This window comes from Pseudomonas sp. A125 (assembly GCF_055409485.1).
In genome coordinates this window covers 52,120-77,881 of record NZ_JBUZVP010000010.1, presented here as the reverse complement: position 1 = coordinate 77,881, position 25,762 = coordinate 52,120, and the positions used below count along the sequence as shown (strand labels likewise).

The window sequence follows — 25,762 nt, the reverse complement described above, 5'->3', positions numbered from 1 at the left end:
TATAAGAATGAGCAAGAAGATCTTCGTTACCGACACCATCCTGCGCGACGCCCACCAATCGTTGCTGGCGACCCGCATGCGCACCGACGACATGCTGCCGATCTGCGACAAGCTCGACAAAGTCGGCTACTGGTCCCTGGAAGTCTGGGGCGGCGCGACGTTTGACGCCTGCGTACGCTTCCTGAAAGAAGACCCGTGGGAGCGCTTGCGCCAACTGCGTGCGGCATTGCCCAACACACGCCTGCAAATGCTCCTGCGCGGCCAGAACCTGCTGGGCTACCGCCACTACAGCGACGACGTGGTCAAAGCCTTCGTCGCCAAGGCCGCCGTCAACGGTATCGACGTGTTCCGTATCTTTGATGCGATGAACGACGTACGCAACCTGCGGGTGGCCATCGAAGCGGTGAAAGCGGCCGGCAAACATGCCCAGGGCACTATCGCCTACACCACCAGCCCGGTGCACACCGTCGAGGCCTTTGTGGCCCAGGCCAAGCAGTTGGAATCCATGGGTTGCGACTCGATCGCGATCAAGGACATGGCCGGCCTGCTGACTCCATATGCCACTGGAGAACTGGTCAAGGCGCTGAAGGCCGAGCAGAACCTGCCGATCTTCATCCATTCCCACGACACGGCCGGCCTGGCTGCAATGTGCCAACTCAAGGCCATCGAAAACGGCGCCGACCATATCGACACCGCCATCTCCAGCTTCGCCTGGGGCACCAGCCACCCGGGCACCGAGTCGATGGTCGCGGCCCTTAAAGGCAGCGAATTCGACACCGGCCTGAGCCTCGAGCTGCTGCAGGAAATCGGTTTGTACTTCTACGCCGTGCGCAAGAAGTACCACCAGTTCGAAAGCGAGTTCACCGCGGTCGACACCCGTGTGCAAGTCAACCAGGTACCGGGCGGGATGATCTCCAACCTGGCCAACCAGTTGAAAGAGCAGGGCGCGCTGAACCGCATGAGCGAAGTGCTGGCCGAAATCCCGCGGGTGCGTGAAGACCTTGGCTTCCCGCCGCTGGTCACCCCGACTTCGCAGATCGTCGGCACCCAGGCGTTCTTCAACGTGCTGGCCGGCGAGCGCTACAAGACCATCACCAACGAGGTGAAGCTGTACCTGCAAGGCGGCTACGGCAAAGCGCCGGGCACCGTGAACGAAAAACTGCGGCGCCAGGCCATCGGCAGCGAAGAGGTGATCGACGTTCGCCCGGCCGACCTGCTGAAGCCGGAAATGACCAAGCTGCGCGGTGAAATCGGCGCCTTGGCCAAGTCTGAAGAAGACGTGCTGACCTACGCGATGTTCCCGGACATCGGCCGCAAGTTCCTTGAGGAGCGTGACGCCGGCACCTTGAGCCCGGAAGTGCTGTTGCCGATTCCAGAAGCCGGCGGTGTAACCCGTGCCGGCGGCGAAGGCGTGCCGACCGAGTTCGTGATCGACGTGCACGGCGAAAGCTACCGCGTGGATATCACCGGGGTTGGCGTCAAGGCCGAAGGCAAACGCCACTTCTACCTGTCGATCGACGGCATGCCCGAAGAAGTGGTGTTCGAACCGCTCAACGAGTTTGTCAGCAGTGGCGGCAGCAAGCGCAAGCACGCTACCGAGCCGGGCCATGTGAGCACGGCGATGCCGGGCAATATCGTCGACGTGCTGGTCAAGGAAGGCGACATGGTGAAAGCCGGCCAGGCCGTGTTGATCACCGAAGCGATGAAGATGGAGACCGAAGTCCAGGCGTCTATCGCTGGCAAGGTCACCGCCGTTCACGTGGCCAAGGGCGACCGGGTCAACCCGGGCGAAATCCTGATTGAAATCGAAGGCTGATCAACAGCCTTCAAGACTACCGCTTAAACCTCGGGGGGGGCATGTGCCCCCTTTTTTTCGCCTGCAATAATCAAAAAGCCAGGGTCCATTGGCCTTTCACGCCCTGGTTGCGGCTATGGCTGCCAGCCTCTGCGGAATAGGCCAGGCCCACGGTGTGCTGCGCCGAAAGCGCCAGGTCGACGCCGGCCTGCACGGCCAGGCTGTCGCGGCCCAAGGAGGTGCCTTGTAGGGTGAAGTCACTGTTGAAGCCTGGCCGTTTTACCCAGGCCAGGGACTGGCGCACTGTGCTGCTCACGTCGCCGTAAAGATGCTTCCAGCCTGTGCTCAGGTGCGGTTTGAGGGTCATCCAGTTGTCCAGCTCAAAGGCGCTGGCCACGCGTAAGCCGAAGGTACTGCTGAAGTTTCCCTGGGTCTGGGCACCGACATTGAGCGCAGTGAAACGACCTTTTTCCGTGTAACGGTCGCGGTGGTAACGCTGATAGCCGAGCCCGGCAAAGGGTTCAACGCTAAAGCCGCCCTTGTCCAGTTGGTAGCCCAGCTCGGTGAAGGCGTTCTGGCTGTGGGCGGTGTATTTGCCTTGGGACTGCTCGCGGTAACCGGCGAAATCAACGTCCACCGTGCGTTTGGTTTCACCGGCATGACGGCTGTAGATCACACCCAGGCGCAGGGCCAGCGGCCCGTCCTGGCGCACGGCGTAACCGCCCAGGTGCCAGCTGTCGAGTTCGCCCTTGAAGCGGGCGGCCCTCAGCTCGCTGGCAGACTTGGCGCCCATCACACCCACTCGCCAGCTGTCGTCCAGCGCCCAGTCGCCGCCCAGTACCAGGCCCCGGGTGCGATGCTGCAAGCCGGCGCTGGCGTGTTGCCCTTCAAGCTTGCCGGCGCTGCCCAGGGCATGAAGCCAGAGGCGGCCATGGCCTTGGTCATTGCCGGCGTTGCGCTCGTCACTCAATTGGCGCATGGCTGAAAGCAGGCTGGTATTGAGCGGTGTCATGCTGTTTTGCGTCGCGCTGGCAAGGTTGGCATTCTGGCTGCCTGCCAGTTGCTCCAGCACTTCCCCCAATCGCCCGGGCTTAAGGTTGGCCAACCTGCGGCTGAGGTTTTCCAGTTCGTATTCTTGCCACTCGTTGAGCTCTCCCGATTCCAGCAGGGTGGCCACGCCATGGTCCAGCACCTGGGCGACACGCTGGCCGTTGCGCGTGGTTGCATGATCGGCGAAGTGGAAGTCGCCGGCGGGCACGGGCTGCACGGGGCGGTGTTGAGTTTTTTTTCCATCAACCGGTATCTCGATCCACTCGCTGTCTGGATCGATATCCTCGCGCGCGTGGGCGAATTGAGCGCTGCTGAACCCCAGCGCGAAGATGACGGCGAGTGCGAGTTGTTTTTGTATGAGTGGCATGTAAACCCAACCTCTTGATGTATGAGGTTGGGGAATTTAGCGAGGTAAAGGGCAGATAAATGTCAGGCTAACCACCCCTCGTTTGCCGGAGATGTCTCTAGCGGGCAGCGATTAAAAGCTCATCTGCCACTGCCCGATCAAGCCATGATTGCGGCTGTTGCTGCCGATTTCGCCGCTGTAGCCAACACCCAGGGTTTGGCGGGCCGAGAGGCCTACATCCAGCCCGGCTTCGAGCAACAGGCTGTCGCGGTCCAGCGCGCTGCCTTCCACGTTGAACGCGGTGCCGCCCATCAGGAAGGCCTGGCGGGTGCTGCTGTCGACATCGCCGTAGGTGTGTTTCCAGCCCGCGCTGACCCGAGGCGTGAGGCTGATGCCGTTGTCCAGCTGGCTAAGGTGGGCCAGGCGCAGGCCGAAGGTGCTGCTGAAATTGTCCTGGGTTTGCCCGTCGACATGCAGGGCCGCGGCGCCGCCTTTTTCGTTGTAGCTGTCACGCTGGTAGCGCTGGTAGCCAAGGTTGGCAAACGGCTCGGCGCTCAGGCGCCCGCTGCCCATCGCATAACCCAGTTCGGCGAAAGCTTGTTGGCTGTTGGCGTCGTAGTCACCTTTGGGACGATCGCTGAAACCGTCGAAGGCCACGGTGCGTTTGCTCTCGCCCTGGTGCCCGCTGTAGGCAGCGCCCAGGCGCAAGGCCAGCGGCCCGCTCTGACGCATGGCATAGACCCCGGCGTGCCAACTGTCGATGCTGCCGTCGACGCCGGTGGTGTCCAGGTCGGTCTTCGAATAACCGCCCAGCACGCCCACGCGCCAGTCCGAGCCGAGTGCCCAGTCGGCCCCCAGCACACTGCCCTTGGTACGCTGGGTCAGGCCGTTGCTGGCGTGGTCGCCGTCGAGCTTGCCGTAGCTGCCGATGCCTTGCAGCCACAGGCGGCCCCGGGCATTCGGGTCGTTAAGGTTGCGGGCGCTGGCGGGCACGCCGGTGGCGGCCAATACGGGCGTGTCTTGTTGCTCAAGGCCCACCAGCAAGCCTGCGCCGCCGCCCAGTTGGTGCATGGCGTTGAGCATGCTGTTGCCGACCTGCGCACTGGCGCCGAGGGTCGCGCTGGTCAGGTTGGCGGTGCTGCTGCCCGCCAGTTGCTCGATGGCAGCACCGGCGCTGCTGTTGCTGGTGTTGAGCAAGGCGTTATACAGCGGGTTGTTGTTGCCCAGGCTCGCCAGGGCGTTGGCGGCGCTGGCGCCGTTGCCGGTATTGGCGAACTGATTGAAGGCCACGTCGTTGCGGGTGTAGGTCAGGCCAACCTGGGTAGGGCTGTAGTCCAGCGAGGGGGTGAGGAAGGCATAGTCGCTGGTGACCTTGCCGAACGTGCCATTGATACTGCCGGCTTGCAGCACCGTGTAGTGGCTCTGCCACGGGTAGGTGCCGGTGCCGGGGTTGACCGCCAGGGTCGCGCCATTCAGGTAGGCGGTGCCCCCGACCTGGACCGGTGCGCTGCTGCCGTCGGCGTTGACGCCATAGGCCAGGGTCGAGCTGCTGGTCATGGTCAGGTCGCGGGTGATGGTGGCGGTGCCGAGTGCGGTGTTGGTCTGCAAGGTGCCTTTGACCAACAGGCTGCCGACGCTGCCGCCACCGGCGTAAATACCGCCTTCATCGACGGTCAGGTTGCCGGCGATCCCGCCCTGGTTGATCAGTTTGGCGCCGCTGAAAATCTCGCCGCCATCGCTGAAATCGCCGCTGCCGGTGAGGGTCCAGGTGCCTTGTTTCACGTCCAGCCATTCGAAGTTGCGGCTATTGCCAAAACTGCCGCCGGCGGCGTCGTCCATGGTCAGGCGGTCGTAGCCGCTGCCGCCATCTACCACGCCGACAAAGCGGCTGCCGCCGAGCAGGGTCAGGTTGTCATTGCCGCCGCCCAGATCCAGGGCCAGGCCGTTGCTGCCGCTGATCAAGCCTGCGTTGACCACCGTGTCGGCAAACTCACCGACGAACTTCACACCAAAGCCGTCCAGGCCCTGGATGGTGCCGTGGTTGATCAGGGTTGTGGCTGCCAGTCCCGGGCCATCGCTGCCATCGTCCACCAGGATTGCGTTGTTCGCGCCGCTGACCAGCGCGCCCACACCGTTGAACACGTAGCCACCGCCGAGGGCGATGCCTTCGCTGCCGTTGGCAAAGCCATTCTTGTCGACGCCACCGGCGCCTATGCCCTGGATGACGCCGTAGTTCTCGATGTGCGCGATCTTGTCGATATCCACACCGTCACCGTCACCATCCGGCTGCAGCCCGGAGAAAGCACCCGTGATGGTGCCGTGGTTGATCACCGTGCCGTCGCCGTCGGAGCCAAAGCCCGAGCCGTTGCGGCCGATCACCGTGCCGTAGTTGGTCAGCGTGGCGCCCAGGTCGGTGGTGATGCCGTGGCGCCCGCCGGAAATCAGGCCGTAATTGGTCACCGTCACGCCGGTGGCGGAGTCGATGTCGACGCCGTCGAACTTGTCGTCCCGGGAGAAAGTGTCGCCGGTAGAAATCTCGCCGTAGTTGGTGATGGTGGCATTGGCGCCGGTCTTCATGCCGTCGCTGGCATAACCGTGAATCAACCCGCCGAGGCGGTTGATGATGGTGGTTGTGACGTTGGGGCTGCGGATCGCATCCAGGTCCAGCCCTTGGCCGGTGGCGGAGCGAATGGTGCCGCTGTTGTCGATCAACAGGCTGCCGCTGGCGAAATTGCTGTCGATGCGCAGCGCGTCGTTGGCACCCTGGATCACCCCGCCGGCGCGGTTGTAGAGGCTGTAATTGCGCGCGCCGGTGAGGTCGCCGCTGCTGTCGATGGCACGCCCGCCGGTGGAAGTGATGCTGCCGGAGTTATCGATCAGCACACCCTTGCCGCTGGTGCTGTCCTTCAGGGTCACGGCCACTTTGCTGGTGGTGATGCTGCCCGGTGCCGAAATGGTCAACGAGTCACTGCCACCCAGGGTTTGCCCGGTGGTGGTGGGCGTGTCGATCTGCAGCGTCTTGGTCGGAGCAGGCGCCGCGTCGGCAAAACCGCTGCTGACCAGCAAGCCGAGAGTGAGCGCAAGACGCTGGGGCGAAGGGGGCATGGCGGGCGACCTTGTTTTTGGAAAAGAGTCGACCTGTATAGCGGAGGTTTTTTACAGAATGATGGCGGGGATGTGACTGAGGCGGTGCGTCGTTGGTGATCCAATGTAGAGCGGGCTTTCTGTGGTGAGCGGGCTTGCCCCGCGCGGGGCAGGCCCGCTCACCACAGAGATATTCAGCAACCTTGCAAGCCCGGCCCACAGGGTTCGGCAGTGTGGGTGGCTCAGGTACGGCATTCCACCAGCGTCTTCAACTGTCCCGAACCGGTCTGGTTTGCATCCGACAGCCATGCTTCAAACCCGGCCCCAATCGCCGGCCATTCCCCATCCAGGATCGAATACCACGCCGTATCCCGGTTCCGGCCCTTGACCACCGTGTGCTGGCGAAACACCCCTTCAAAACTGAACCCCAACCGCTCGGCGGCATTTTTGGAGCGAGCGTTGGCGTTGTTGCACTTCCATTCCAGCCGACGATTACCCAGCTCAAACGAGTGCCTGGCCAGCAGGTACACTGCCTCGGTGCTTTTCGGCGAACGTTGCATCGGCGCGCCGAAGGTCACGTGGCCGATTTCGATGCGCCCCTGTTCCGGGACGATGGACATCAGGCTGAGGATGCCTTGCACGTCGCCGCTGGCGCGGTCGATCACGCTGAAGAAGTACGGGTCGCTGTGGGTCGCGTGGTTGTTCAGCCAGGCATCGAAGGCGGCGCGTTCGGGGAATGGGCCATAAGGCAAATAATCCCACAGCTTCGGATCGGCACCGGGGCCTTGCAGGGCTTTGAACAGGCCATCGCCGTGGCGCGCCGGGTCGAGTTTTTCCAGGCGGATAAAACGCCCTTCGATAACGGTGACGGTGGGCGCCGGGACACCTTTCCAATCGGCCAATGATGTCGACATGAAGCTCTCCTTAAAGACCTTTGCGAAACTGGATAAAGCCGGGGCGCTCGGCAATGCGTTCATACAGCTGGATGGCAGTGGCGTTGGTCTCGTGGGTCAGCCAGTGCACCTTGCAGCAACCATCGGCCTTGGCGGTGGCGTAGACAAATTCAATCAGTTTACGGCCTATGCCCGTACCACGCTGGGCCGGGTCTACCAGCAAATCCTGCAGGTAGCAGGAGTTTTCGATGCTCCAGTTAGAGCGGTGGTAGATGAAGTTGACCATGCCCACCGCCTTGCCGTCTTGCCAGGCCAGGGCCGAGTGGGTCGGTTCATTGGCATCGATCAAGCGTTGCCAGGTGTTCTGGCTGACGGCGTCGGGCAGTTCGGTATTGTAGAAGCGCAGGTAGGCGTGCCACAGGGGCAGCCAGGCGGCGTGGTCGGCGGCGCTCACCTGGCGGATTTCGATCTGGCTCATGTTGGCTCCTTGGGAATAAAGCGGGCGAGGGTCTGGTCGCGCACGTCGGCGCTGGCAGCCAGGCCGTCACGCACACCGGCGATGTCGGCCTGGCTGCGGTTCTGGCTGAGTTTGCGTTTGCCTTCCAGGCGCTGGATCGGCAGGGCAAAGCCAACGATGGCCTTGAGCATGCCGTCGATGTAGTCGGCCGGCGCATCGCTGACTTTCCACGGCTGGGCGCGGCGGCCTTCATGGCGGTCGGTGAGGGCGCTGACCAGCTTGAGCAGGGGCTGGGCGTCGGTGAACACTTCGCCACTGCCGTAGGCATGCACCGCCAGGTAATTCCAGGTGGGTACCACTTTGCCGTGCTCGGCCTTGGCCGGGTAAAACGCTGGGCTGATGTATGCTTCGGCGCCGGCAAATATCACCAGAGCCTCGCTGCCATTGTGCAGGTCCTGCCATTGGCGGTTGGCCTTGGCCATGTGCCCGTAAAGGGTGCCATTGGGCCCTTCATCAGGGTTGAGCAGCAGCGGCAAGTGGCTGGCTTGCAGCCCTTGCTCGCCAAAGGTCACCAGTTGCGCCAGGCGTGTGTGCTGGATCAGTTGGTGAATTTCGGGCAAGTCGTCGAGGGCAAAGGCGCGTGGAGTGTACATGAAGATTTTCCTTGGCGAATGCCTGCATCCTAGGCAGGCTATTGGTTCGTTGTAAGAGCCATCTTTGGTCCATTTCATAGGTCCAATTTGCCGGAGTGTGTGCGATGCCCCCGATAGAGCCACCGCTGTCATTCAACCCTGCCGGCATCGAGTTGGATCGCCGTCAGGGCCTGACGCGCCAGCTTTACCAGGCCCTGCGCCAGCGCGTGCTGGATGGGCGGCTGGTCAGCGGGACTCGGTTACCCGCCAGTCGCGACCTGGCCGCCGCGCTGGCGATCTCCCGTAACAGCGTGGTGCGTGCCTACGATCAGCTGTACGCCGAGGGGTTTATCGAGGGCCGGATTGGCGACGGCACCTACGTGGCGCAGTTACCGACTACCCCGGAGGTCGCAAAAAAACTATCCACAAAACTGTCCACAGGCTTACCCACAGGCTTATCCCCAGGTTTATCCACAGACTGGCTGGATCTGCCGGTCATTCCCGCGCCTGGAGTTATCCACAGCGCTGCCTTGGGACTGGTGGAAAACAATCATTTGCAACTACCGCCAACGGGCCCGCCGCGAGCTTTTCGCGTGGGTGTACCGGCGTTCGATCTGTTCCCGTTTGACGTCTGGGCCAAGCTGAATGCGGCTTTCTGGCGCAAGCCCGACTTGCAACAACTGTGTTATGGCGACCCGGCCGGGGATGCGCGTCTGCGCGGCCTGGTTGCCGCTTATCTGCGCAGTTCCCGAGGTGTGCAGTGCACGCCTGAGCAAATAGTGATCACCAGTGGCGCGCAACAGGCAATCAGCCTTTGTGCACAGCTGCTGGTGGAGCCCGGTGATGGCGTGGCCATCGAGAACCCCGGGTACCGCGCGGCAGGCCATGCCTTCGCCGTCGCCGGGGGCCACTTGCAGGGTGTGCCGGTCGACAGCGAGGGCATCGATTGCACCGCGCTGAATGCGCTCGCCGGTTGTCGACTTGCCTACGTCACGCCGTCCCATCAATACCCTACCGGGGTGGTAATGAGCCTGGCCCGGCGCCTGGAGCTGCTGGCGTGGGCCGAGCGCACCGGCGGCTGGATCGTAGAGGACGACTACGACGGCGAGTACCGCTACAGCGGTGCACCGCTGGCGCCGCTGGCAGCGCTGGATCGCAGCGGCCGGGTGCTGTATGTCGGCACCTTCGGCAAGGTGGCCTTCCCGGCGCTGCGCCTGGGCTACCTGGTGTTGCCGCCGGCCATGGTGCAGGCTTTTGCCCGGCGTCGCGCGGTCGACATGCGTCACTCCGAGGTCAGCACCCAGGCTGTGATGGCCGAGTTCATGGCCGCCGGGCACTTCCAGCGGCATGTCAGGCGTATGCGCCGCGCGGCCCTGAGCCGGCTCAACGCGGTGTTGGCCGAGTGGCCCGAGGGCATTGAGGGTGTCGGCCCGTTGCCGACCGTGGCGGCGGGGCTGCATTTGACGGTGCGGGTCGACAGCCTGGCCCGGGAGCAGGCACTGGTGGAACAGGCGGCCTCGGTGGGGGTGGAGGTCAATGGTTTGAGCAGCTATTGGTTGCCGGGCTCCTGCACGCCAGAGGACCAGCGTGCGGGGCTGGTGCTGGGGTTTGCGGCGGTGCCCGAGGCGCGGATCAGCCAGGCGTTGAAGTGCTTGGCCCAGGCGTGGCGTCAAAGGCCGGCGCCAGTGGGTTGAGAAACAGCAACCGGGCCAGGTGAGGGCCAATTTCACTGCGATACACGCCAATGCGCTGTTGTTCCGAGTCGCCCAGCTGCTCGAATGCGCCTCCCAGGCGCCGTTGCTCAAGGGTCTTCAAATGAGCGGCGGTGTAATGTTCATTGGCTGCGCCCGGTTCGCTGTAGTGAAAGTGCGCGTACCACAGCACCTGGTCGGTTTTTTTGTCGCGAATCTCGTACTCCTGAAGGTAATCCTTCCTGGGGCCCTTGAGCCTGCGGCGAGTCGCCAGGGTTTGGATGGTGATCTGCTTATCGATGTACAGCAGCTCTACATGGGCCGCTGTGGGGGGCCGTTTCTTGAGCATGTCGAGCTTGATCTCCCGGCCGGCGCGGTAGAGCTTCTTGACCGCCTCTTCCAGTTGCTGGCGCACGGTTCGGGAGGCTCTGTCATCGGTCTCGTTGGTGGCATTGGCGGCGTGTTCCACGGCATTGGCCGCTGCCTCCAGCGTTTCTGCCTGGCGCCACACTTTCTCCTCGATCTCCACGGGCAACCGTCGGGTTTCCCCCGACAAGCCCCATGTACGCTCGATAAAATGGTCGGCGTCGTCGAGTAACGCCTGGGCTTTTTTGAGGCTGGCCTTCAGCCCCATGGCCGGTGGCGCGGGTGCCGGGCTGTGTTCAGATACGCGCTGCACCCACACCCCTGGGGTTTTCTCATGGAAGGTGGCGACGACTTTGCCGGTCAGGGGCGCCTTTACCTCCACCAGGCTTGGGTCATCGGTGCGCGGCTCGCCGATCACCACTTGCCGGGAGCGCGTCTTGATGATTTTGCGTTGGGGGGCCGGGGGAGCGTCGGTCGTTTTGGACTTGCTCTCTTGAGCCCTTCTCTCGCGCAAGGTAATGACCAGTTGCCGAGCGGCTTGCTGGGCAAACTCATCAATTTGGCGGCGCGTGGTTTCCAGGACCTCGCTGTTTATAGAACCCGCAAACTCGCCTGGCAGGTCCAGGCAGTCTTGATGGATCACGGCAAATTGGTCGACCAGGCTGTCCAGTGCGCCAATCCGCTCGTGGAGCGGGGTCGTCTCGGGTAACGCCTGCATGGCGCGCACGCTGATAATCGCCAGGCTGGCTTCGTCGACAATGCGATTGACCACCTCGCGCGCGCCGCTCTGGGCGGCCTCGGGAGTGTTCTGCACGGCCAGGTAGCGCGTCAGCGAGATTCGCGTGCTTTTGAGGTCGACGGGCTTATCGCCGGGCAGTTGCCGGCGGGTTTCTTCAGCCACTTTCAGCGCGTCCGCGCCCAGTCCTCGCAACGCCTCCATGTGAGCGTCCAGTTGTTCCAGTTGCTGCAACAGCTGGCCGGCGAGGTCGTACAGCCGCCGGTGATCGTCGATGAAGGCAGCGTCGTTTTGCAGCTGCGGGCCGAGCCTGTCCCGTAGCGCTTGATATTCGCCATTGCATACGTCCATGGCAGAGCGCATCAGCAAGAGTTGCTGCCCGAGATAGCGGGTCATTTTCACCGGATAGTTGGCGACGGTGTCCAGGATGTTCAGCGATTTGAGGCGGGAAATCGTCACTTCATATTCTTCGCTGCGCTGGTAGACCTTGTTGATAAATTCATCCTGTGCGGCCTGCGCCGAGGTGCCCGGTACAGCCTTACTGTCGGCCAGTGCCTTTTGCAGGTTAATGGTCTTTTGAAGGCTCTGATCGTCGAAGTCTTCCAGTTGCTGGCGCAATTCTGAGATTTTGGGCGGACGCAGCCGGCGATTTTTCTTCAGCCGGCTGCGCAAGCCCGCCCCGCGCAGGCGCAGGCGCGTATCGACAAACCATTGGCCCAGGCGGTTATTGACCAGCACCGGCCCCAGGCGCGTTGGCTGGCGGTGGTCGACAATGATCACGCAGTCGTTGTCATCCACCACGACCTGAAACCAGCGTTGCCCTACGGGGGCATACCAATGCTCGTCCAGCGGGTACAGGTGCTGGTACGGACCTGGATCTTTATGTTGCGCGCCGAGCTCTTTGGGTTTGGCCAGGCTGAAGCCGTCCAGGGTTTGAGCAAGGCTTGAGGGGGTGCGGATCAGCGCGCCTTGGGTGTGCAGCGACGACTCGTGGCCGACGGGCAATTGAGCGGTTTCAAGGGTCGTCTTTTGGGGCGCTGACGGCAGGGTATTGGGTGTGGGCTCTTCAAGGGCCCGCTCTTGCGGGGCTTGGCGTTTAACTGCTGAGGGGCGTCGACTGGCGAGGTGCAGCGCCAGCGCCATCCCCAGGTTAAGCAGGATGTCGGTCACGGCTGTCGATTGGCGTTGGTCATCACCCTCTTCCCGGGCGGTGACCACCTGTTCCAGGTCTTGCATGATTTGCCCGATCCACGCCGCGGTGCCGACGGTTTTGCCGAGAAATGGCAGCGCCGCGTTGAATATCAGCCAGCCCGTGTTCTTGATGCTTTCCCAGCGGCCTTCGGCATTGGATACCGATTGCCGATCGGCCGTGGTCACCAGTGCGTTGGCATTGGCATTGAACAGCTCGGCCAAGGTGTTATCGCCCAAAACCTCGTCGCTCAAGGCAATGGGGCCGCTCAACACCAATGCGACGAGCGGTTCTATCAGCAGTTTGGACACCACCCAAGGCGCGGTCAGAGTGCCTGGAAATACAAATTGGGCGTAGCCCAAACGCGTGGTGTCGGGCAGCCAGGCCAGTACGGCCTGGCGCAGGGGGGTATTTTGTTTGATGGCGTAGAGCAAGTTGGTGCGCGAGGCAAATTGGATCAACGGCTGGTCGGACATCGGCCGGTAGAGCAGGCAGGGCCCGTCCTGGGCGTTCTGCGGGCCGATCACAAACATGTTGGCGACCTTATCGGCCCGTCGGCTCAAGCGCAGGGTCGGGATGAACGCCAAGGGGCGCACTACGATGGGCTGGCCGTCGACGCGGCGCAGGTCGGCGGCGCTGGTCATCACCGCGCAGACATAGCGGTAACCCAGCTCGTCCACGCCGAACTGGTTTCGGATCTTGTATTGCAACGCCAGCAACGGCAGTTGGATGCGTAGCTGATCGCCAAACAGGGCCTGGCGACGTTTGGACTCCGTCGGGTCGTCGAGCAAGGTTTGCTTGATCAGTGCCGGGTACTGCTGGCCGACATTGACCTGCGTAATCAGGCCTTCCAGGTAGGTGACGGTCATCCAGCCCGGGGTGGCAGTGCCATTTTCATAGCTGACCGTCTTGTTGCCCAAGGGCAGCGAAACCAGGTTTTGCAGAGCCAGTTCGATCAGGTTAAACGTGACGGTATCCACCAGCCCCGGTGCGGTGAACAACCCCACGACCACTTGGCTGGTAACGGTAATGCGGATATTGAGCAGGTTGAGGCTGGCGGCTTGGGGGTGGTCCTTGAGCATCTGTTTGCGCAGGGCTTGCAGGGTGTAATCACGGATGGGTGCAATGCCGTCCTGATAGCAGCGCTTGTGCTGGCGACCATTGAGTTGCGCCAGGTCCAGCACGTAGCGGTTATACAGGGACAGGTCGGTGAGCGGTGCGTTCATGACCCACTCGGGCAGTGCGTCACGGATCCAGTGCAATTTGGCCAGGTCCTGGACCGGTAGTTGGTTGGCGTCCAGGAGCATGTCCCGCTCCACGGGATCCGGGGCGGCCACCACGTCTTCGTCTACCGCCGAAAGATCAGAAATCGCATCGATTTGCAGGCTGATCAGCGTGCAAGCCAAGTGCTCGAAAAAATTCCCCTCAGGCTCGAACAGGCGCCAATGCAGCGCCAGCCGGTGAGGATTGATGGCATGGCGGGTGAGGGCATTTTCCAACGCCTGCACGCTGGAGAATTTCTCGTGTCCGGATCCCAGCGAGTAAGTGAGGATGATTGTCTGCTGTTCATGGGTGCCGATTAATACCGCAACGGGCGTCAGGCTGAGGTGCACGTTTTGGTCGTCCTGGCCCTGGTCGACATCAACCAGGTAGGTACGCGTGCCGTATTTATCGTTGGGCAGGCGCTGGGCGTAGTCGGGGTACTGGTACACCAGCTTCGCCATGGCGCGTTCGTCATCGTCCCAGTCGCCACCCTTGAGGTCCCACACGTTGCGCAAGGCGCTGGCCAGCGCCTGCCAACGAGTGCCGTTGGGGCCGTTGGTGGCGTTCCAATAATCGAGTTGTTGTTCCTGATAGGCAAAAAACAGCAAGGGCGCCAGTTCGTTGATCAAACGGCCAATGGCATCGATACGTACCGGCAAGTGAATATCGGGTCGGCTGTTGGAACGGTATGTGAGGTAATGCTCACCGTCGATGTACAGCGCACGGGTGCCGGCCAGGGCATGCTGGGCCAAGGATCCGCCAAGGGTTTCATAGCGCGGCGGGCCCGGGATAATTTGACCTTTGACGACCTGCCATGAGGGCGCGACAACCACCGCCAGGTTCGGGTCGATATCCAGTTGGGGATAAAGCTCTTTGAGCGCGGGGCGCAGGGCCGCGGCGGCGACGTCGCGTACCGACGGGCCGGTGGTCAGTTGGGTGACCAGGGTGTTGGTGTCGAGGGTGCCATTGTCTGAAGAAGGTTCGGGCATTGGGGGCGATCCGTGGGGCAAGGGAGTGCCGCACGGTAGCCAGCCTTTGACGGGGTGGAGTGTTAGTTAGTTAGCGGCACCGCTGGGTGCCGCCGCAGCGTTGCTCAGGTGCCGGACTTGATCTTGGTCCAGGCGCGGGTCCGGGCCCGTTCGGCGTCGCGTCCCAGCGGCTTGAGGGTATACAACGTGGCCATGGCCGCCTCGGTCGGGTACAGGTTGGGGTTGCCGCGAATCGCCGGGTCCACCAGCGAAGTGGCGTCCTTGTTCGGGTTGGGGTAACCGACAAAGTCGCTGATCGGGGCGATCACGCCAGGTTGCAGCAGGTAGTTGATAAAGGTGTAGGCGTCGTCCGGATCTTTCGCGCCTTTAGGGATGGCGAGCATGTCGAACCAGATCGGCGCGCCCTCTTTAGGCAGGCGCATGTCCACGGTCACGCCATTCTTGGCTTCCTTGGCGCGGTTGGCGGCTTGGGAGAAACTGCCGGAATAACCGACGGCCACGCAGATGTCACCGTTGGCGATGTCGGCCATGTACTTGGATGAGTGGAAATAGGTGATGTAAGGGCGGATCTTCATCAGTAGGGCTTCGGCTTTGACATAGTCCGCCGGGTTGCTGCTGTTGGGGTCCAGGCCCAGGTGCTGCAGGGCCAGGGGCAGGATCTCCGACGGCGAATCCAGCAGCGCCACGCCGCATTGCTTGAGCTTGCTGATGTTCTCTACGTTGAAGATCAGGTCCCAGCTGTCCACGGGGGCGTTGGCCCCGAGTGCGGCCTTGACCTTGTCCGGGTTGAAGCCGATCAGGATGGTGCCGTACATGTAGGGCACGGCGAATTTGTTACCCGGGTCGTTGGCCTCGATCAGCTTCATCAGTTTGGGATCGAGGTGGTTCCAGTTGGGCAACTTGCTGCGGTCCAGCGGCTGAAACACCGAGGCTTCGATCTGTTTGGCCAAAAATACGTTGGACGGTACTACCACGTCATAGCCGGAGTTGCCGGTCAGCAGCTTGGCTTCCAGGGCTTCGTTGGTGTCGAAGATGTCGTAGACCAGCTTGACGTTGGGGTGCTGCGCCTTGAAATCCTCAAGCGCCTTGGGGGTGATGTAGTCGAACCAGTTATAAACCCGCAGGGTTCGCTCTTCGGCCTGAGCGGTTGCACTCAGGACGGCTGCGCCGAGGACAAGATACTTGAGTATGTTCATCGTGCTGACCCCTCGAAACCTTCAAGAACGTTGACGGCGTTGATGCCGATTTCTTCGACGGCGTAGCCGCCTTCCATCACAAACAGCGTGGGCTTGGCGAGTTGCGCGATGCGGGCGCCCATGGCCAGGTAGTCCGGGCTGTCGAGCTTGAACTGCGAGATCGGGTCGTCCTTGAAGGTGTCGACGCCCAGGGACACGACGATGACATCAGCGCCGTAGCGTTCGATCTCCCGACAGGCCTTCTCCAGAGCCGCACTCCACGTCTCCCAGCCGGAACCTGCGGGCAGCGGATAGTTGAAGTTGAAGCCTTCACCAGCGCCTTCGCCCAGCTCGTCGGCATAGCCCAGGAAGAACGGAAACTCCGCCTCCGGGTGGCCGTGGATCGAAGTGAAGAGCACGTCGCTGCGCGCATAGAAAATCGACTGGGTACCGTTGCCGTGGTGGTAGTCCACGTCGAGGATTGCCACCTTGGCGCAGCCTTGGTCGAGAAATGCCTGGGCTGCGATTGCTGCATTGTTGAGGTAGCAATAACCGCCCATCAAGTCGCTGGCGGCATGGTGCCCCGGTGGACGGCACAGCGCGAAGGCACTGAGGGCGCCTTGCTGGATCGCCTGTTGCGCCGTCAGCGCGACTTGCGCTGCGCTGTAGGCCGCCTGCCAGGTGCCGGCGGTGATCGGTGCGCCACCGTCGAAGCTGTAGTAGCCAAGCTGGCCGTGCAGGCTGGTGGGAAGGACACGGCGCAAGGTGCGTGCGGGCCAGGTGTAGGGCAGCAGGTCGCCGTCCTGGCCGAATTCGGTCCAGCGTTGCCAGGCACCTTTGAAGAAGGCCAGGTAGTCGGCGCTGTGGATGCGTTGCAGCGGGGCCAGGCCGAAATCCTCTGGCGCCTGCACCGCGCCCAACTCGCGGTCCTTGACCCGCTGCAGCACATGGTCGGCGCGCGAGGGCATCTCAAAGCAGGGCATCAATTGCCCGTCCATCAGTTCGCAGCGGCCATGGTGCAGGTGGTGATCGTCCGAGTAGATCGTCAGCATATTGTTGTTCTCCGCAGGCTGTGTCGATGCATGCAGTCTTGCGGCGGGCGGGGTTTATGAGAACGGCAGGAGCGGCCAAAAGGGGATAAATATGGCCAAAGTGTGTGACCGCAATTCGCCCCGAAATGGCGCGGCCACGCCCCAGCAAGTGGCTTCAGGGGCGGAACTGGCTGGGTGCTACGCCGCTCCAGCGTACAAAGGCGTGACGAAAACTCGCGGTTTCGCTGAAACCCAGCGCCTCGGCAATTCGGTAGATGGGCAGTTCATCCTCGCCGAGCAATCGCTTGGCTCGCTCGAAGCGTAGTTCGTCCAGCAACTCCTGATAGCTGCAGCCCAAGTCATGCAGGTGCCGGCGTAGCGTGCGGGGAGAGCAGTTCATCTGCTCGGCCAGGCCGTCGAGGCCCGGCGCGGCGCTGAGTTGGCTGGCGAGCAGGTGGCGAATCTTGGCCAGCCAGGCCTGGCGCCCGGTGAACTCGGTGTTTTGCTTGCGGCAGCGCTCGGCCATGGCCTGGTGGGTGACGGCGTCGGCTAATGGCAGGGGCTGCTCCAGCCAGCTTCGGTCGAAGGCAAACGCGTTGGCAGTGGCGCCGAATTGTAGCGGGCAGGCGAAGCTTTCGGCGTAGCGCGCGCGGTAATCCGGGGCGTCGTGTTCAAAGCGCGCCCCCAGCAGCGGCAGGGCGTGCCCCAGCAGGTCGTCGCAGATCACCTTCACGGAGGCCAGGCAGAGTTCGACGTTGAACATTTCCAGTGCCGGGTTTTCCCGGTAGTCCGCGGCGCTGAACCAGATACGCGTGCCGTCTTCCTCCAGGTCCAGCTCAAAAAGTGTTCCCAGCAGCGCCGGATACCGCAGCGCCAAGCGCAAAGCGTCACCGAAGGTGGCACTGGTGAGCAGTGCGTAACCGAGCATGCCATAGGAGGAAACGTGCATTTGCCGACCCAGCTCCAGGCCGATATCCCGGCGCAGGGCCACGGCGTTGGCGCACACGCGCATTTCCTGATTGGTAGTGATGCGGGTGTCGGCGCGGCTCAAGTCCACCGGGCAGATACCGCTGCCGGCCAGTAGGGTTTCGGCGGGGAGGCCGTCGGCCTTGAAGGTGCGCAGCACCAGCGAGACGGCATTGAGGGTGGTGAGGTGGGAGTGCAGCATGGGAGCTTCCAGCCAGGGGATGGCTGGAAGTGGAGCAAGTTATATGCCGGTCAGCTCAGTTCGCCGCACAGGTCGAGTTCGACCAGGCGCCGCACTTCGGCGGTATCCAGGCCTGCGCCGAGCAGCGCATTGAGCTTGCCGAACGCCGCTTCACGGGTCATCCCGCCACCGGACAACACGCCCACGCCACGCAAGCGGCTGCCGGCTTCGTACACATCCAGCTCAACCCCGCCTTCATGGCATTGGGTGATTGCCACCACGACCACGCCGTTGTCCTGCGCGCGCTTGAGGCTGGCGAGGAACTCGGGGTTGTCGCTCGGCCCGGTGCCGCTGCCGAAGCATTCCAGCACCAGCGCCTGAATACCGCTGCCGATCAGTGCATCCAATTGCGACGCAGCAATGCCCGGCACCAATGGCAGCACGCCCACATTGGCCTGCGCCTTGGCCTGGCGGTAATGCAGCGCCGCTGGAACCATCTGCGCCTGGGCCACGCCGCCGTTGCGCTGCAATGCGGCAAACGGATGGCGACCGAAACTGCGTATTTTCGCGCAGCGGGTGGGGGCCATCAGTGCACCGTGAAAGTACAACTGCACGCCTGGCGCCAGACCGTCGCCCAGTGCAGCCAGCGCGCCGCTGACGTTCTCCCAGGCATCGCTGTCGGGCACACCGGCAGGCAGCATCGAGCCGGTAAACAGCACCGGCGCCGGCAAGCCCAGCAATTGGAAGCTCATGGCCGCCGCGCTGTAGGCCAGGGTGTCGGTGCCGTGCAGGATCAGCACGGCGTCGCAGCCGGCATCCACCGCCTCCACCACGGCGCTGCGCAGGCGCTGCCAGTAGGCGGGCGTCATGTTGGCGCTGTCGATCAGCGGGGCCATTTCGCGAAAGCGCCAGGTGGGCAGTTGCTCGTTGGCAAGCTGTTCGCGCATGCGTACTTCAAAACCCGAGGCAGGCGCCAGGCCGTTGGCGCTGGCCTGCATGCCGATGGTGCCGCCGGTGTAGAGCACCATGATGTTGTTGGCTGGTTGCATCGAAGAATCTCCTGAACGAAAAACGCCGCCGGGCCCAGAGCATGCCCAAGGCCGGGCGGCGTGTCATCTATCTAGGTTTAGCGTTGCGTTTGAGCGCTCGGTTCAGCCGATGCTTGAGCCGCTGGCTCAGGCTTGACCGGGTTGGCCGGCCAGGCCTTGCGGTCCAGGTCCAGGTCCGGGAACTTGCTGGAATCAAACACCGGCGTCTTGATGCCTGCAGCGCGTTGGCCGTCGTAGTCATTCAGGATACGCATGGCGATCTTGAACAGGAACGCCAGGGCGAACAGGTTGACGAACGCGAGCATGGTCATGGTGATGTCGGCGAAGGCGAACACGGTGCCGAGGTTCTCGATGGAACCCCAGAAAATCAGCACCAGCACCAGCGCACGGTAGCCCATCAACACCTTGCGGTTGTCGCCCACAATGAAGCGCAGGTTGCTCTCGCCGAGGTAGTAGTTGTACATGATCGAGGTGAACACGAACAACGCCAGGGCCACCGAGATGAACATCCGGCCCCAGTCACCGACCACGGCCGCCAGGGAGTTCTGGGTCAGGGCAATGCCGTCGCCTTCAAAACCCGGGGTGTAGAAACCCGAGAGCAGGATCAGCAGCGCGGTGCACGTGCAGATCACGAAGGTGTCGAGGAACACGCTGAACGCTTGCACCACGCCTTGGGCGATCGGGTGCTCTACCGACGCCACTGCGGCCACGTTAGGCGCGCTGCCCAAACCGGCTTCGTTGGCGAACACGCCGCGTTTCACACCCATGATGATCGCGCTGCCCACCAGGCCACCGAAAGCCTGGTCGAGGCCGAAGGCGCTCTTGACGATGGTCGCGAGCATGGCCGGCACGTGGTCGAATTGCAGCACGATCACGTACAGGGTCACCGCGATGTAGACCAGGGTCTTGACCGGCACCAGCAGGTCGGCGATCGAGGCGATACGCTTGATCCCGCCGATGAACACCAGGCCCAGCAACACAGCCAGGGCCAGGCCGGTGTAGGTGGTGTCCAGACCAAATGCGTTGTTCAGCGAGTGAGTCACAGCGTGGGCTTGCAGGCCGTTGAAGGCGAAACCGAAGGTCACCAGCAGCAGGAACGCCATCACCATGCCCAGCCAGCGTTTGTGCAGGCCGTGCTGGATGTAATACGCCGGGCCGCCACGGTAGGTGCCTTCAGCGTCGGTACGTTTGTAGAGCTGGCCGAGGGAGCACTCGATAAAGCTCGAAGACATGCCCACCAGTGCGGTGACCCACATCCAGAACACGGCACCCGGGCCACCCAGGGTCACGGCAATGCCGACGCCTGCGATGTTGCCGGCACCCACACGCCCGGCGAGACTGAGCATCAGCGCCTGGAACGAGCTGAGTTGGCCGGCGCTGCTTTTCAGGCTGTCGCGAAACACCGAAAACATGTGGAAAAAGTGACGCAACTGAACGAAACGCGAGCGGATCGTGAAGTAACCACCGAGCCCGACAATGAGCACGATCAATACTTTCCCTGAGAGGAAGTCGTTGATGACTTCTAGCATGGAGTGTTCCTCGCTGATTTTTCTAATGGCAAACGCAGGACGGTCCGACGCATCGCTCGGCACCAGGCAGTGCACGATGCTTCGACCCCAATCCTTTTGCGGGTGTTGTTATTCATGCGGTTTCGCGCTTCCCAGGGTCTCGTTACCGACGACCGCTGACGCGAAGAGGGGCGGCACTATACCTAGGCGAGCGTGATCCGTCTGCTTGAAGCGATTAAAGGTTTCAGAAAAATGCTCCGGCTTAGTGCACATACTCTGTGGGAGCGGGCTTGCCCGCGATTGCGGCGGGTCAGTTATGAAAATGTCGACTGGCAAGGCCTCATCGCGGGCAAGCCCGGCTCCCACAGTGTGCGGTGGTGTTTGATGCTTTGCATTTCAAAATTTTCAGGCAAAAAAAAGGGCCTGAAGAACGAGCCTTCAGGCCCTCAAAAGGTGAGAGGTGTCTAGTCCCTCAACCTGGTGAGCGGTGCAACAAACGTTAGGCCTTCAGAGGCACCAAACGTGGGGCAATCATGTTTTCGGGGCGCAGGATGTCGTCGAGCATGGCGTCGTCGAGCAAGCCTTCTTCACGCACCAGTTCCAGCACGCCGCGGCCGCTTTCAAGGGCGATGCGGGCGATGCGGGTGGCGTTTTCATAGCCGATGTATGGGTTCAGCGCGGTGACCAGGCCGATGGAGTGTTCCACCAGCTCGCGGCAGCGGGCTTCGTTGGCGGTGATGCCGACGATGCAGTGCTCGCGCAGCATGTCCATGGCGCGTTGCAGCAGGCGGATCGAGTCGAAGATCTTGTAGGCAATCAGCGGCTCCATCACGTTCAGTTGCAGTTGGCCGCCTTCGGCCGCGATGGTCAGTGCCAGGTCGTTACCGATGATTTGGAACGCCACCTGGTTGACCGCTTCCGGGATCACCGGGTTGACCTTGCCGGGCATGATCGAACTGCCTGGCTGGCGGGCCGGCAGGTTGATTTCGTTGATGCCGGTGCGTGGGCCGCTGGACAGCAGGCGCAGGTCGTTGCAGATCTTCGACAGCTTCACCGCGGTGCGCTTGAGCATGCCGGAGAACAGCACGAAGGCGCCCATGTCGGAGGTGGCTTCGATCAGGTCGGCGGCCGGTACCAGCGGCTGGCCGCTGATGGTGGCCAGGCGTTGTACGGCCAGGGCCTGGTAACGCGGGTCGGCGTTGATGCCGGTACCGATGGCGGTGCCGCCCAGGTTGACTTCAGTCAGCAGCTCTGGCGCCAGTGTCTTCAGGCGGGCCAGGTCTTCACCGAGGGTGGTGGCGAAGGCGCGGAATTCCTGGCCGAGGGTCATCGGCACAGCGTCTTGCAGCTGGGTGCGGCCCATTTTCAGGACGTGGCTGAACTCGACGCCTTTGGCGGCGAACGCCTGGATCAGGCTGTCGAGGCTGGCCAACAGTGCGTCATGGCCCAGCAGCAGACCCAGGCGGATCGCGGTTGGGTAGGCGTCGTTGGTCGACTGCGCCATGTTCACGTCGTTGTTGGGGTGCAGGTATTGGTATTCGCCCTTGCTGTGGCCCATGGCCTCCAGCGCGATGTTGGCGATGACTTCGTTGGCATTCATGTTGGTTGAAGTGCCAGCGCCGCCTTGAATCATGTCCACCACGAACTCATCGTGGAAATCGCCGCGGATCAGGCGGGCACAGGCTTCGCTGATGGCAGCGTGCTTGGCTTCACTGAGCTGGCCCAACTCACGGTTGGCGTCAGCAGCGGCTTGCTTGACCATCGCCAGGCCGACCACTAATTTCGGGTAATGCGAAATCGGAACACCGGAGAGACGGAAGTTATTCACCGCTCGCAGGGTCTGGATGCCGTAATACGCTTGAGCGGGTACTTCGAGTACGCCAAGCAGGTCTTTTTCTGTGCGGAAAGATGCAGCGGAGGACATGACGGAAATCATCTCGATAAGGACCCGGGCTAGGCCGGAACGCTGTGAATGCTAGGCTTGCACAAGGTTTTGGGCCAATGCTGTTAAACACTGGCCTATGCATAAACGGCATAATGTCGGTGTGACCCCGTTACCATGACGGACGTGTGTGCCAAAATGGTGCGTGCCCCGGGAGGATGTGATGAACCTTGAAAGCAAATGGCTGGAAGACTTTAGCGCCCTGGCTGCCACCCGCAGTTTCTCCCAGGCGGCGGAGCGGCGCTTCGTCACCCAGCCGGCGTTCAGTCGGCGCATCCGTAGCCTGGAGGCCGCGCTGGGGCTGACCCTGGTCAATCGCTCGCGCACGCCGGTCGAACTGACGGCGGCGGGGCAGTTGTTCCTGGTGACTGCGCGTACCGTGGTCGAGCAACTCGGCGAGGTGCTGCGCCATCTCCATCACCTGGAAGGCGGGCAGGGCGAAGTCATGCAGGTGGCGGCGGCGCATTCGCTGGCGCTGGGCTTTTTCCCGCGCTGGATCGCGCAGTTGCGCAACGAAGGGTTGAACATCGCCACGCGGTTGGTCGCCACCAACGTGGGCGACGCCGTGCATGCGCTGCGCGAAGGCGGCTGCGACTTGATGCTGGCGTTCTACGATCCGGATGCGGCGATGCAGATGGACCCGGAGATCTTCCCGTCCCTGCACCTGGGCAACACCGAGATGTTGCCGGTGTGCGCCGCTGATGCTGACGGCAAGCCGCTGTTCGACCTGGAGGGCGAGGGCAGCGTGCCGCTGTTGGCCTACAGCGCCGGTGCGTTCCTGGGGCGTTCGGTAAACCTGCTATTGCGTCAGCGCGCTTTGCGTTTCACCACGATTTACGAAACCGCGATGGCCGACAGCCTGAAAAGCATGGCCCTCGAAGGCTTGGGCATTGCCTGGGTGCCGCAGTTGAGCGTGCGTGCCGAGTTGGCCCGGGGCGAACTGGTGGTGTGCGGCGGCCCGCAATGGCATGTGCCGCTGGAGATTCGTTTGTACCGCTGTGCCCTGGTGCGCAAGGCGAACGTGCGGTTGTTGTGGCGCAAGCTGGAAGGTGGCGCGGCGCAGAATACCTGAGCCCACACAGATCAAATGTGGGAGCTGGCTTGCCTGCGATAGCGGTATGTCAGCCAACATTTCTGACCCTGACACGGCGCCATCGCAGTCAAGCCAGCTCCCAGAGTATTTTGCGGTGTTTTCGCTGACCTGGAAGTCAATAAAACCGCCTGTTTGAGGTGTAAGACAGATGGTCACCCAAGGGGCTGTTTATCTGCGTTATTACGGTATACTGCGCGGCCTTCGGCCGGTCCAACCGGCCTTAATTCGTACAACAAGCCACGCCGGATTTCCCGCGTGGCTTGTTGTTTTTTGACGCGCCTGCGGGCGCCCAGAGAGAAGAGGCACGACGATGAGTGCATTGGTTGGCGTGATCATGGGCTCCAAGTCCGATTGGTCCACCCTTAGCCACACCGCCGATATGCTGGAAAAACTCGGCATTCCCTATGAAGTGAGGGTGGTTTCCGCCCACCGCACTCCGGACTTGCTGTTCCAGTATGCCGATGAAGCAGAATCCCGTGGCATCGAGGTGATCATCGCCGGTGCCGGCGGTGCAGCTCACTTGCCAGGCATGTGTGCGGCCAAGACTCACCTGCCAGTGCTTGGCGTACCGGTGCAGTCCTCGATGCTCTCGGGCGTGGACTCGCTGTTGTCCATCGTGCAGATGCCCGCCGGTATTCCGGTGGCCACCCTGGCGATCGGCAAGGCCGGCGCGATTAACGCCGCGCTGCTGTCTGCCAGCATCCTCGGCGCCAAGCACCCGCAGTTCCACGCGGTGCTGAAGAAATTCCGTGCTGAACAGACAGACAGCGTCCTGGACAATCCAGACCCACGCATTGCCTGAGGGTGTTGATTGATGAAAATCGGTGTAATCGGTGGCGGCCAACTGGGCCGCATGCTGGCCCTGGCGGGTACGCCGCTGGGAATGAACTTCGCTTTCCTGGACCCGGCGCCGGACGCCTGCGCGGCTGCGCTGGGTGAACACCTGCGGGCTGACTACAGCGACCCGGACCACCTGCGCCAACTGGCCGATGAAGTCGACCTGGTGACCTTCGAGTTTGAAAGCGTCCCGGCTGAAACCGTGGCCTTCCTGTCGCAGTTCGTACCCGTGTACCCGAGTGCCGACGCGTTGCGCATCGCGCGTGACCGCTGGTTCGAAAAGAGCATGTTCAAGGACCTGGGTATCCCGACGCCGGCCTTTGCCGACATCCAGTCCCAGGCCGACCTGGACGCAGCAGTCGCCTCCATCGGCCTGCCGGCCGTGCTGAAGACCCGCACCCTGGGTTACGACGGCAAGGGCCAGAAAGTCCTGCGCACCGCTGCCGATGTGGTAGGCACTTTCGCCGAGTTGGGCAGCGTCGCCTGCCTGCTCGAAGGCTTCGTGCCGTTCACCGGCGAAGTCTCGCTGATCGCCGTGCGTGCCCGTGATGGCGAAACCCGCTTCTACCCACTGGTACACAACACCCACGACAGCGGCATCCTCAAGCTGTCCGTGGCCAGCACCGATCACCCGTTGCAAGCCCTGGCCGAAGACTATTCGAGCCGTGTGCTCAAGCAACTGGATTACGTCGGCGTGATGGCGTTCGAGTTCTTTGAAGTGGACGGTGGCCTGAAGGCCAACGAAATTGCGCCGCGCGTACACAACTCCGGGCACTGGACCACCGAAGGCGCCGAGTGCAGCCAGTTCGAAAACCACCTGCGGGCGGTGGCGGGATTGCCATTGGGCTCCACGGCCAAGGTCGGCGAGAGCGCCATGCTCAACTTCATCGGCGTGGTGCCGCCGGTGGAAAAAGTCATCGCCATCGATGACTGCCATCTGCATCACTACGGCAAGGCCTTCAAGGTCGGGCGCAAGGTCGGCCACGCCAACCTGCGCTGCAAGGACCGCGCAACCCTTGAAGCGCAAATCCTCAAGGTCGAAGCGCTGATCGCCGAGCAATAACCCAAGGCCGGGCGGGAACCATTGGTACCCGCCACCCTCTGATTGCAGGAAGCCAAAGTCTGACTAGGCTTTGACTGAGTTCACTTCAATCAGAGGGAAATGCCATGGGTATCATTGGAACCATCTTTATCGGTTTGATCGTCGGCCTGCTGGCGCGTTTCCTGAAACCAGGCGACGACAGCATGGGCTGGATCATGACCATCCTGCTGGGTATCGCCGGTTCGCTGGTTGCAACCTATGGTGGCCAGGCACTGGGCATCTATCAGGCTGGCCAAGGTGCAGGCTTCATCGGTGCGCTGGTGGGTGCCGTGGTGCTGCTGGTGATCTACGGTCTGCTGAAAAAGAAGTAATTTAGCGACCAAGCCCTCTGCGCTGCGCAGGCGCAGGGGGCTAGAATGCCGGCACTGTAATCCTTGCCGAGCCTCT

At 62.4% G+C, this 25,762-nt stretch carries 18 protein-coding genes; 6 read left to right on the top strand and 12 right to left on the bottom strand.

All coding sequences use genetic code 11. The annotated features are described in order from the left end of the window. Positions 1 to 7 precede the first annotated feature (7 nt). Positions 8 to 1,816, top strand: a complete 1,809-nt coding sequence (gene oadA / locus ACZRN6_RS15525; RefSeq protein ID WP_322148449.1) for a sodium-extruding oxaloacetate decarboxylase subunit alpha — start codon at positions 8 to 10, stop codon at positions 1,814 to 1,816. Positions 1,817 to 1,886: 70 nt separating this feature from the next. On the opposite strand, the gene ACZRN6_RS15520 is transcribed toward oadA, so the two are convergent. The 5 genes from ACZRN6_RS15520 to ACZRN6_RS15500 all read right to left on the bottom strand — a co-directional run bounded on the left by ACZRN6_RS15520 (position 1,887) and on the right by ACZRN6_RS15500 (position 8,278). Beyond that, positions 1,887 to 3,212 carry an autotransporter outer membrane beta-barrel domain-containing protein gene (locus ACZRN6_RS15520; RefSeq protein WP_464008346.1) on the bottom strand — a complete coding sequence of 442 codons (1,326 nt, stop codon included), beginning with the start codon at positions 3,210 to 3,212 and terminating at the stop codon, positions 1,887 to 1,889. Positions 3,213 to 3,323: 111 nt separating this feature from the next. After that, positions 3,324 to 6,296, bottom strand: coding sequence for an autotransporter outer membrane beta-barrel domain-containing protein (locus ACZRN6_RS15515; protein ID WP_464008345.1), 2,973 nt, complete (start codon positions 6,294 to 6,296; stop codon positions 3,324 to 3,326). A gap of 221 nt (positions 6,297 to 6,517) precedes the next feature. Then, on the bottom strand, positions 6,518 to 7,189 hold the full coding sequence (locus tag ACZRN6_RS15510) for a GNAT family N-acetyltransferase (RefSeq protein ID WP_322148446.1): 672 nt from the start codon (positions 7,187 to 7,189) through the stop codon (positions 6,518 to 6,520). Positions 7,190 to 7,199: 10 nt separating this feature from the next. Further along, entirely contained in the window at positions 7,200 to 7,646 is a 447-nt protein-coding gene (locus ACZRN6_RS15505; protein WP_322148445.1) for a GNAT family N-acetyltransferase, read from the bottom strand. Beyond that, a complete protein-coding gene (locus ACZRN6_RS15500; protein ID WP_322148444.1) occupies positions 7,643 to 8,278 on the bottom strand; it encodes an FMN-binding negative transcriptional regulator in 636 nt (211 codons plus the stop codon). The genes ACZRN6_RS15505 and ACZRN6_RS15500 overlap by 4 nt, the downstream gene beginning before the upstream one ends. Positions 8,279 to 8,382: 104 nt before the next feature. Here ACZRN6_RS15500 and pdxR point away from each other — a divergent pair, with 104 nt between their 5' ends. Beyond that, on the top strand, positions 8,383 to 9,951 hold the full coding sequence (pdxR, locus tag ACZRN6_RS15495; RefSeq protein WP_464008344.1) for a MocR-like pyridoxine biosynthesis transcription factor PdxR: 1,569 nt from the start codon (positions 8,383 to 8,385) through the stop codon (positions 9,949 to 9,951). Here pdxR and ACZRN6_RS15490 read toward each other — a convergent pair. The 7 genes from ACZRN6_RS15490 to aspA form a co-directional block, all read right to left on the bottom strand. Beyond that, positions 9,890 to 14,491 (bottom strand): dermonecrotic toxin domain-containing protein, encoded by a 4,602-nt coding sequence (locus ACZRN6_RS15490; RefSeq protein WP_464008343.1) that lies wholly within the window; start codon positions 14,489 to 14,491, stop codon positions 9,890 to 9,892. The genes pdxR and ACZRN6_RS15490 overlap by 62 nt on opposite strands. 104 nt (positions 14,492 to 14,595) lie before the next feature. Then, positions 14,596 to 15,687 (bottom strand): polyamine ABC transporter substrate-binding protein, encoded by a 1,092-nt coding sequence (locus ACZRN6_RS15485; RefSeq protein WP_322148440.1) that lies wholly within the window; start codon positions 15,685 to 15,687, stop codon positions 14,596 to 14,598. Then, on the bottom strand, positions 15,684 to 16,718 hold the full coding sequence (locus ACZRN6_RS15480; protein WP_464008342.1) for a histone deacetylase family protein: 1,035 nt from the start codon (positions 16,716 to 16,718) through the stop codon (positions 15,684 to 15,686). The genes ACZRN6_RS15485 and ACZRN6_RS15480 overlap by 4 nt, the downstream gene beginning before the upstream one ends. Positions 16,719 to 16,872: 154 nt before the next feature. Beyond that, positions 16,873 to 17,865, bottom strand: a complete 993-nt coding sequence (locus ACZRN6_RS15475) for an AraC family transcriptional regulator (RefSeq protein WP_464008341.1) — start codon at positions 17,863 to 17,865, stop codon at positions 16,873 to 16,875. Positions 17,866 to 17,915: 50 nt separating this feature from the next. Continuing rightward, positions 17,916 to 18,893, bottom strand: a complete 978-nt coding sequence (locus tag ACZRN6_RS15470) for an asparaginase (protein ID WP_322148437.1) — start codon at positions 18,891 to 18,893, stop codon at positions 17,916 to 17,918. 77 nt (positions 18,894 to 18,970) lie between these two features. Beyond that, complete coding sequence (locus ACZRN6_RS15465) at positions 18,971 to 20,422, bottom strand: alanine/glycine:cation symporter family protein (RefSeq protein ID WP_322148436.1); 1,452 nt, start codon at positions 20,420 to 20,422, stop codon at positions 18,971 to 18,973. 478 nt (positions 20,423 to 20,900) lie between these two features. Continuing rightward, entirely contained in the window at positions 20,901 to 22,325 is a 1,425-nt protein-coding gene (gene aspA / locus ACZRN6_RS15460; RefSeq protein ID WP_464008340.1) for an aspartate ammonia-lyase, read from the bottom strand. A 181-nt stretch (positions 22,326 to 22,506) separates the two neighbouring features. Here aspA and ACZRN6_RS15455 point away from each other — a divergent pair, with 181 nt between their 5' ends. From ACZRN6_RS15455 to ACZRN6_RS15440, 4 genes are all read left to right on the top strand, one after another. Next, positions 22,507 to 23,415 carry a LysR substrate-binding domain-containing protein gene (locus ACZRN6_RS15455; protein ID WP_003213413.1) on the top strand — a complete coding sequence of 303 codons (909 nt, stop codon included), beginning with the start codon at positions 22,507 to 22,509 and terminating at the stop codon, positions 23,413 to 23,415. Between the two features lie 331 nt (positions 23,416 to 23,746). Continuing rightward, positions 23,747 to 24,238 carry a 5-(carboxyamino)imidazole ribonucleotide mutase gene (gene purE / locus ACZRN6_RS15450; protein WP_464008339.1) on the top strand — a complete coding sequence of 164 codons (492 nt, stop codon included), beginning with the start codon at positions 23,747 to 23,749 and terminating at the stop codon, positions 24,236 to 24,238. A gap of 12 nt (positions 24,239 to 24,250) precedes the next feature. Further along, entirely contained in the window at positions 24,251 to 25,336 is a 1,086-nt protein-coding gene (locus tag ACZRN6_RS15445) for a 5-(carboxyamino)imidazole ribonucleotide synthase (RefSeq protein WP_464008338.1), read from the top strand. Positions 25,337 to 25,440: 104 nt separating this feature from the next. Next, positions 25,441 to 25,686: a GlsB/YeaQ/YmgE family stress response membrane protein gene (locus ACZRN6_RS15440; protein ID WP_003213408.1), complete on the top strand. Its 246-nt coding sequence runs from the start codon at positions 25,441 to 25,443 to the stop codon at positions 25,684 to 25,686. Positions 25,687 to 25,762: the final 76 nt, after the last annotated feature.

Excerpts from the sequence above, each read along its gene's own strand:
- ACZRN6_RS15490 (WP_464008343.1), bottom strand. The coding sequence starts at position 14,491 with ATGCCCGAACCTTCTTCAGACAATGGCACCCTCGACACCAACACCCTG.
- ACZRN6_RS15500 (WP_322148444.1), bottom strand. The coding sequence starts at position 8,278 with ATGTACACTCCACGCGCCTTTGCCCTCGACGACTTGCCCGAAATTCAC.
- ACZRN6_RS15505 (WP_322148445.1), bottom strand. The coding sequence starts at position 7,646 with ATGAGCCAGATCGAAATCCGCCAGGTGAGCGCCGCCGACCACGCCGCC.
- ACZRN6_RS15475 (WP_464008341.1), bottom strand. The coding sequence starts at position 17,865 with ATGCTGCACTCCCACCTCACCACCCTCAATGCCGTCTCGCTGGTGCTG.
- ACZRN6_RS15470 (WP_322148437.1), bottom strand. The coding sequence starts at position 18,893 with ATGCAACCAGCCAACAACATCATGGTGCTCTACACCGGCGGCACCATC.
- ACZRN6_RS15515 (WP_464008345.1), bottom strand. The coding sequence starts at position 6,296 with ATGCCCCCTTCGCCCCAGCGTCTTGCGCTCACTCTCGGCTTGCTGGTC.
- aspA (WP_464008340.1), bottom strand. The coding sequence starts at position 22,325 with ATGTCCTCCGCTGCATCTTTCCGCACAGAAAAAGACCTGCTTGGCGTA.
- ACZRN6_RS15455 (WP_003213413.1), top strand. The coding sequence starts at position 22,507 with ATGAACCTTGAAAGCAAATGGCTGGAAGACTTTAGCGCCCTGGCTGCC.
- ACZRN6_RS15445 (WP_464008338.1), top strand. The coding sequence starts at position 24,251 with ATGAAAATCGGTGTAATCGGTGGCGGCCAACTGGGCCGCATGCTGGCC.
- ACZRN6_RS15520 (WP_464008346.1), bottom strand. The coding sequence starts at position 3,212 with ATGCCACTCATACAAAAACAACTCGCACTCGCCGTCATCTTCGCGCTG.
- oadA (WP_322148449.1), top strand. The coding sequence starts at position 8 with ATGAGCAAGAAGATCTTCGTTACCGACACCATCCTGCGCGACGCCCAC.
- ACZRN6_RS15485 (WP_322148440.1), bottom strand. The coding sequence starts at position 15,687 with ATGAACATACTCAAGTATCTTGTCCTCGGCGCAGCCGTCCTGAGTGCA.
- purE (WP_464008339.1), top strand. The coding sequence starts at position 23,747 with ATGAGTGCATTGGTTGGCGTGATCATGGGCTCCAAGTCCGATTGGTCC.
- ACZRN6_RS15510 (WP_322148446.1), bottom strand. The coding sequence starts at position 7,189 with ATGTCGACATCATTGGCCGATTGGAAAGGTGTCCCGGCGCCCACCGTC.
- ACZRN6_RS15440 (WP_003213408.1), top strand. The coding sequence starts at position 25,441 with ATGGGTATCATTGGAACCATCTTTATCGGTTTGATCGTCGGCCTGCTG.
- ACZRN6_RS15480 (WP_464008342.1), bottom strand. The coding sequence starts at position 16,718 with ATGCTGACGATCTACTCGGACGATCACCACCTGCACCATGGCCGCTGC.
- pdxR (WP_464008344.1), top strand. The coding sequence starts at position 8,383 with ATGCCCCCGATAGAGCCACCGCTGTCATTCAACCCTGCCGGCATCGAG.
- ACZRN6_RS15465 (WP_322148436.1), bottom strand. The coding sequence starts at position 20,422 with ATGCTAGAAGTCATCAACGACTTCCTCTCAGGGAAAGTATTGATCGTG.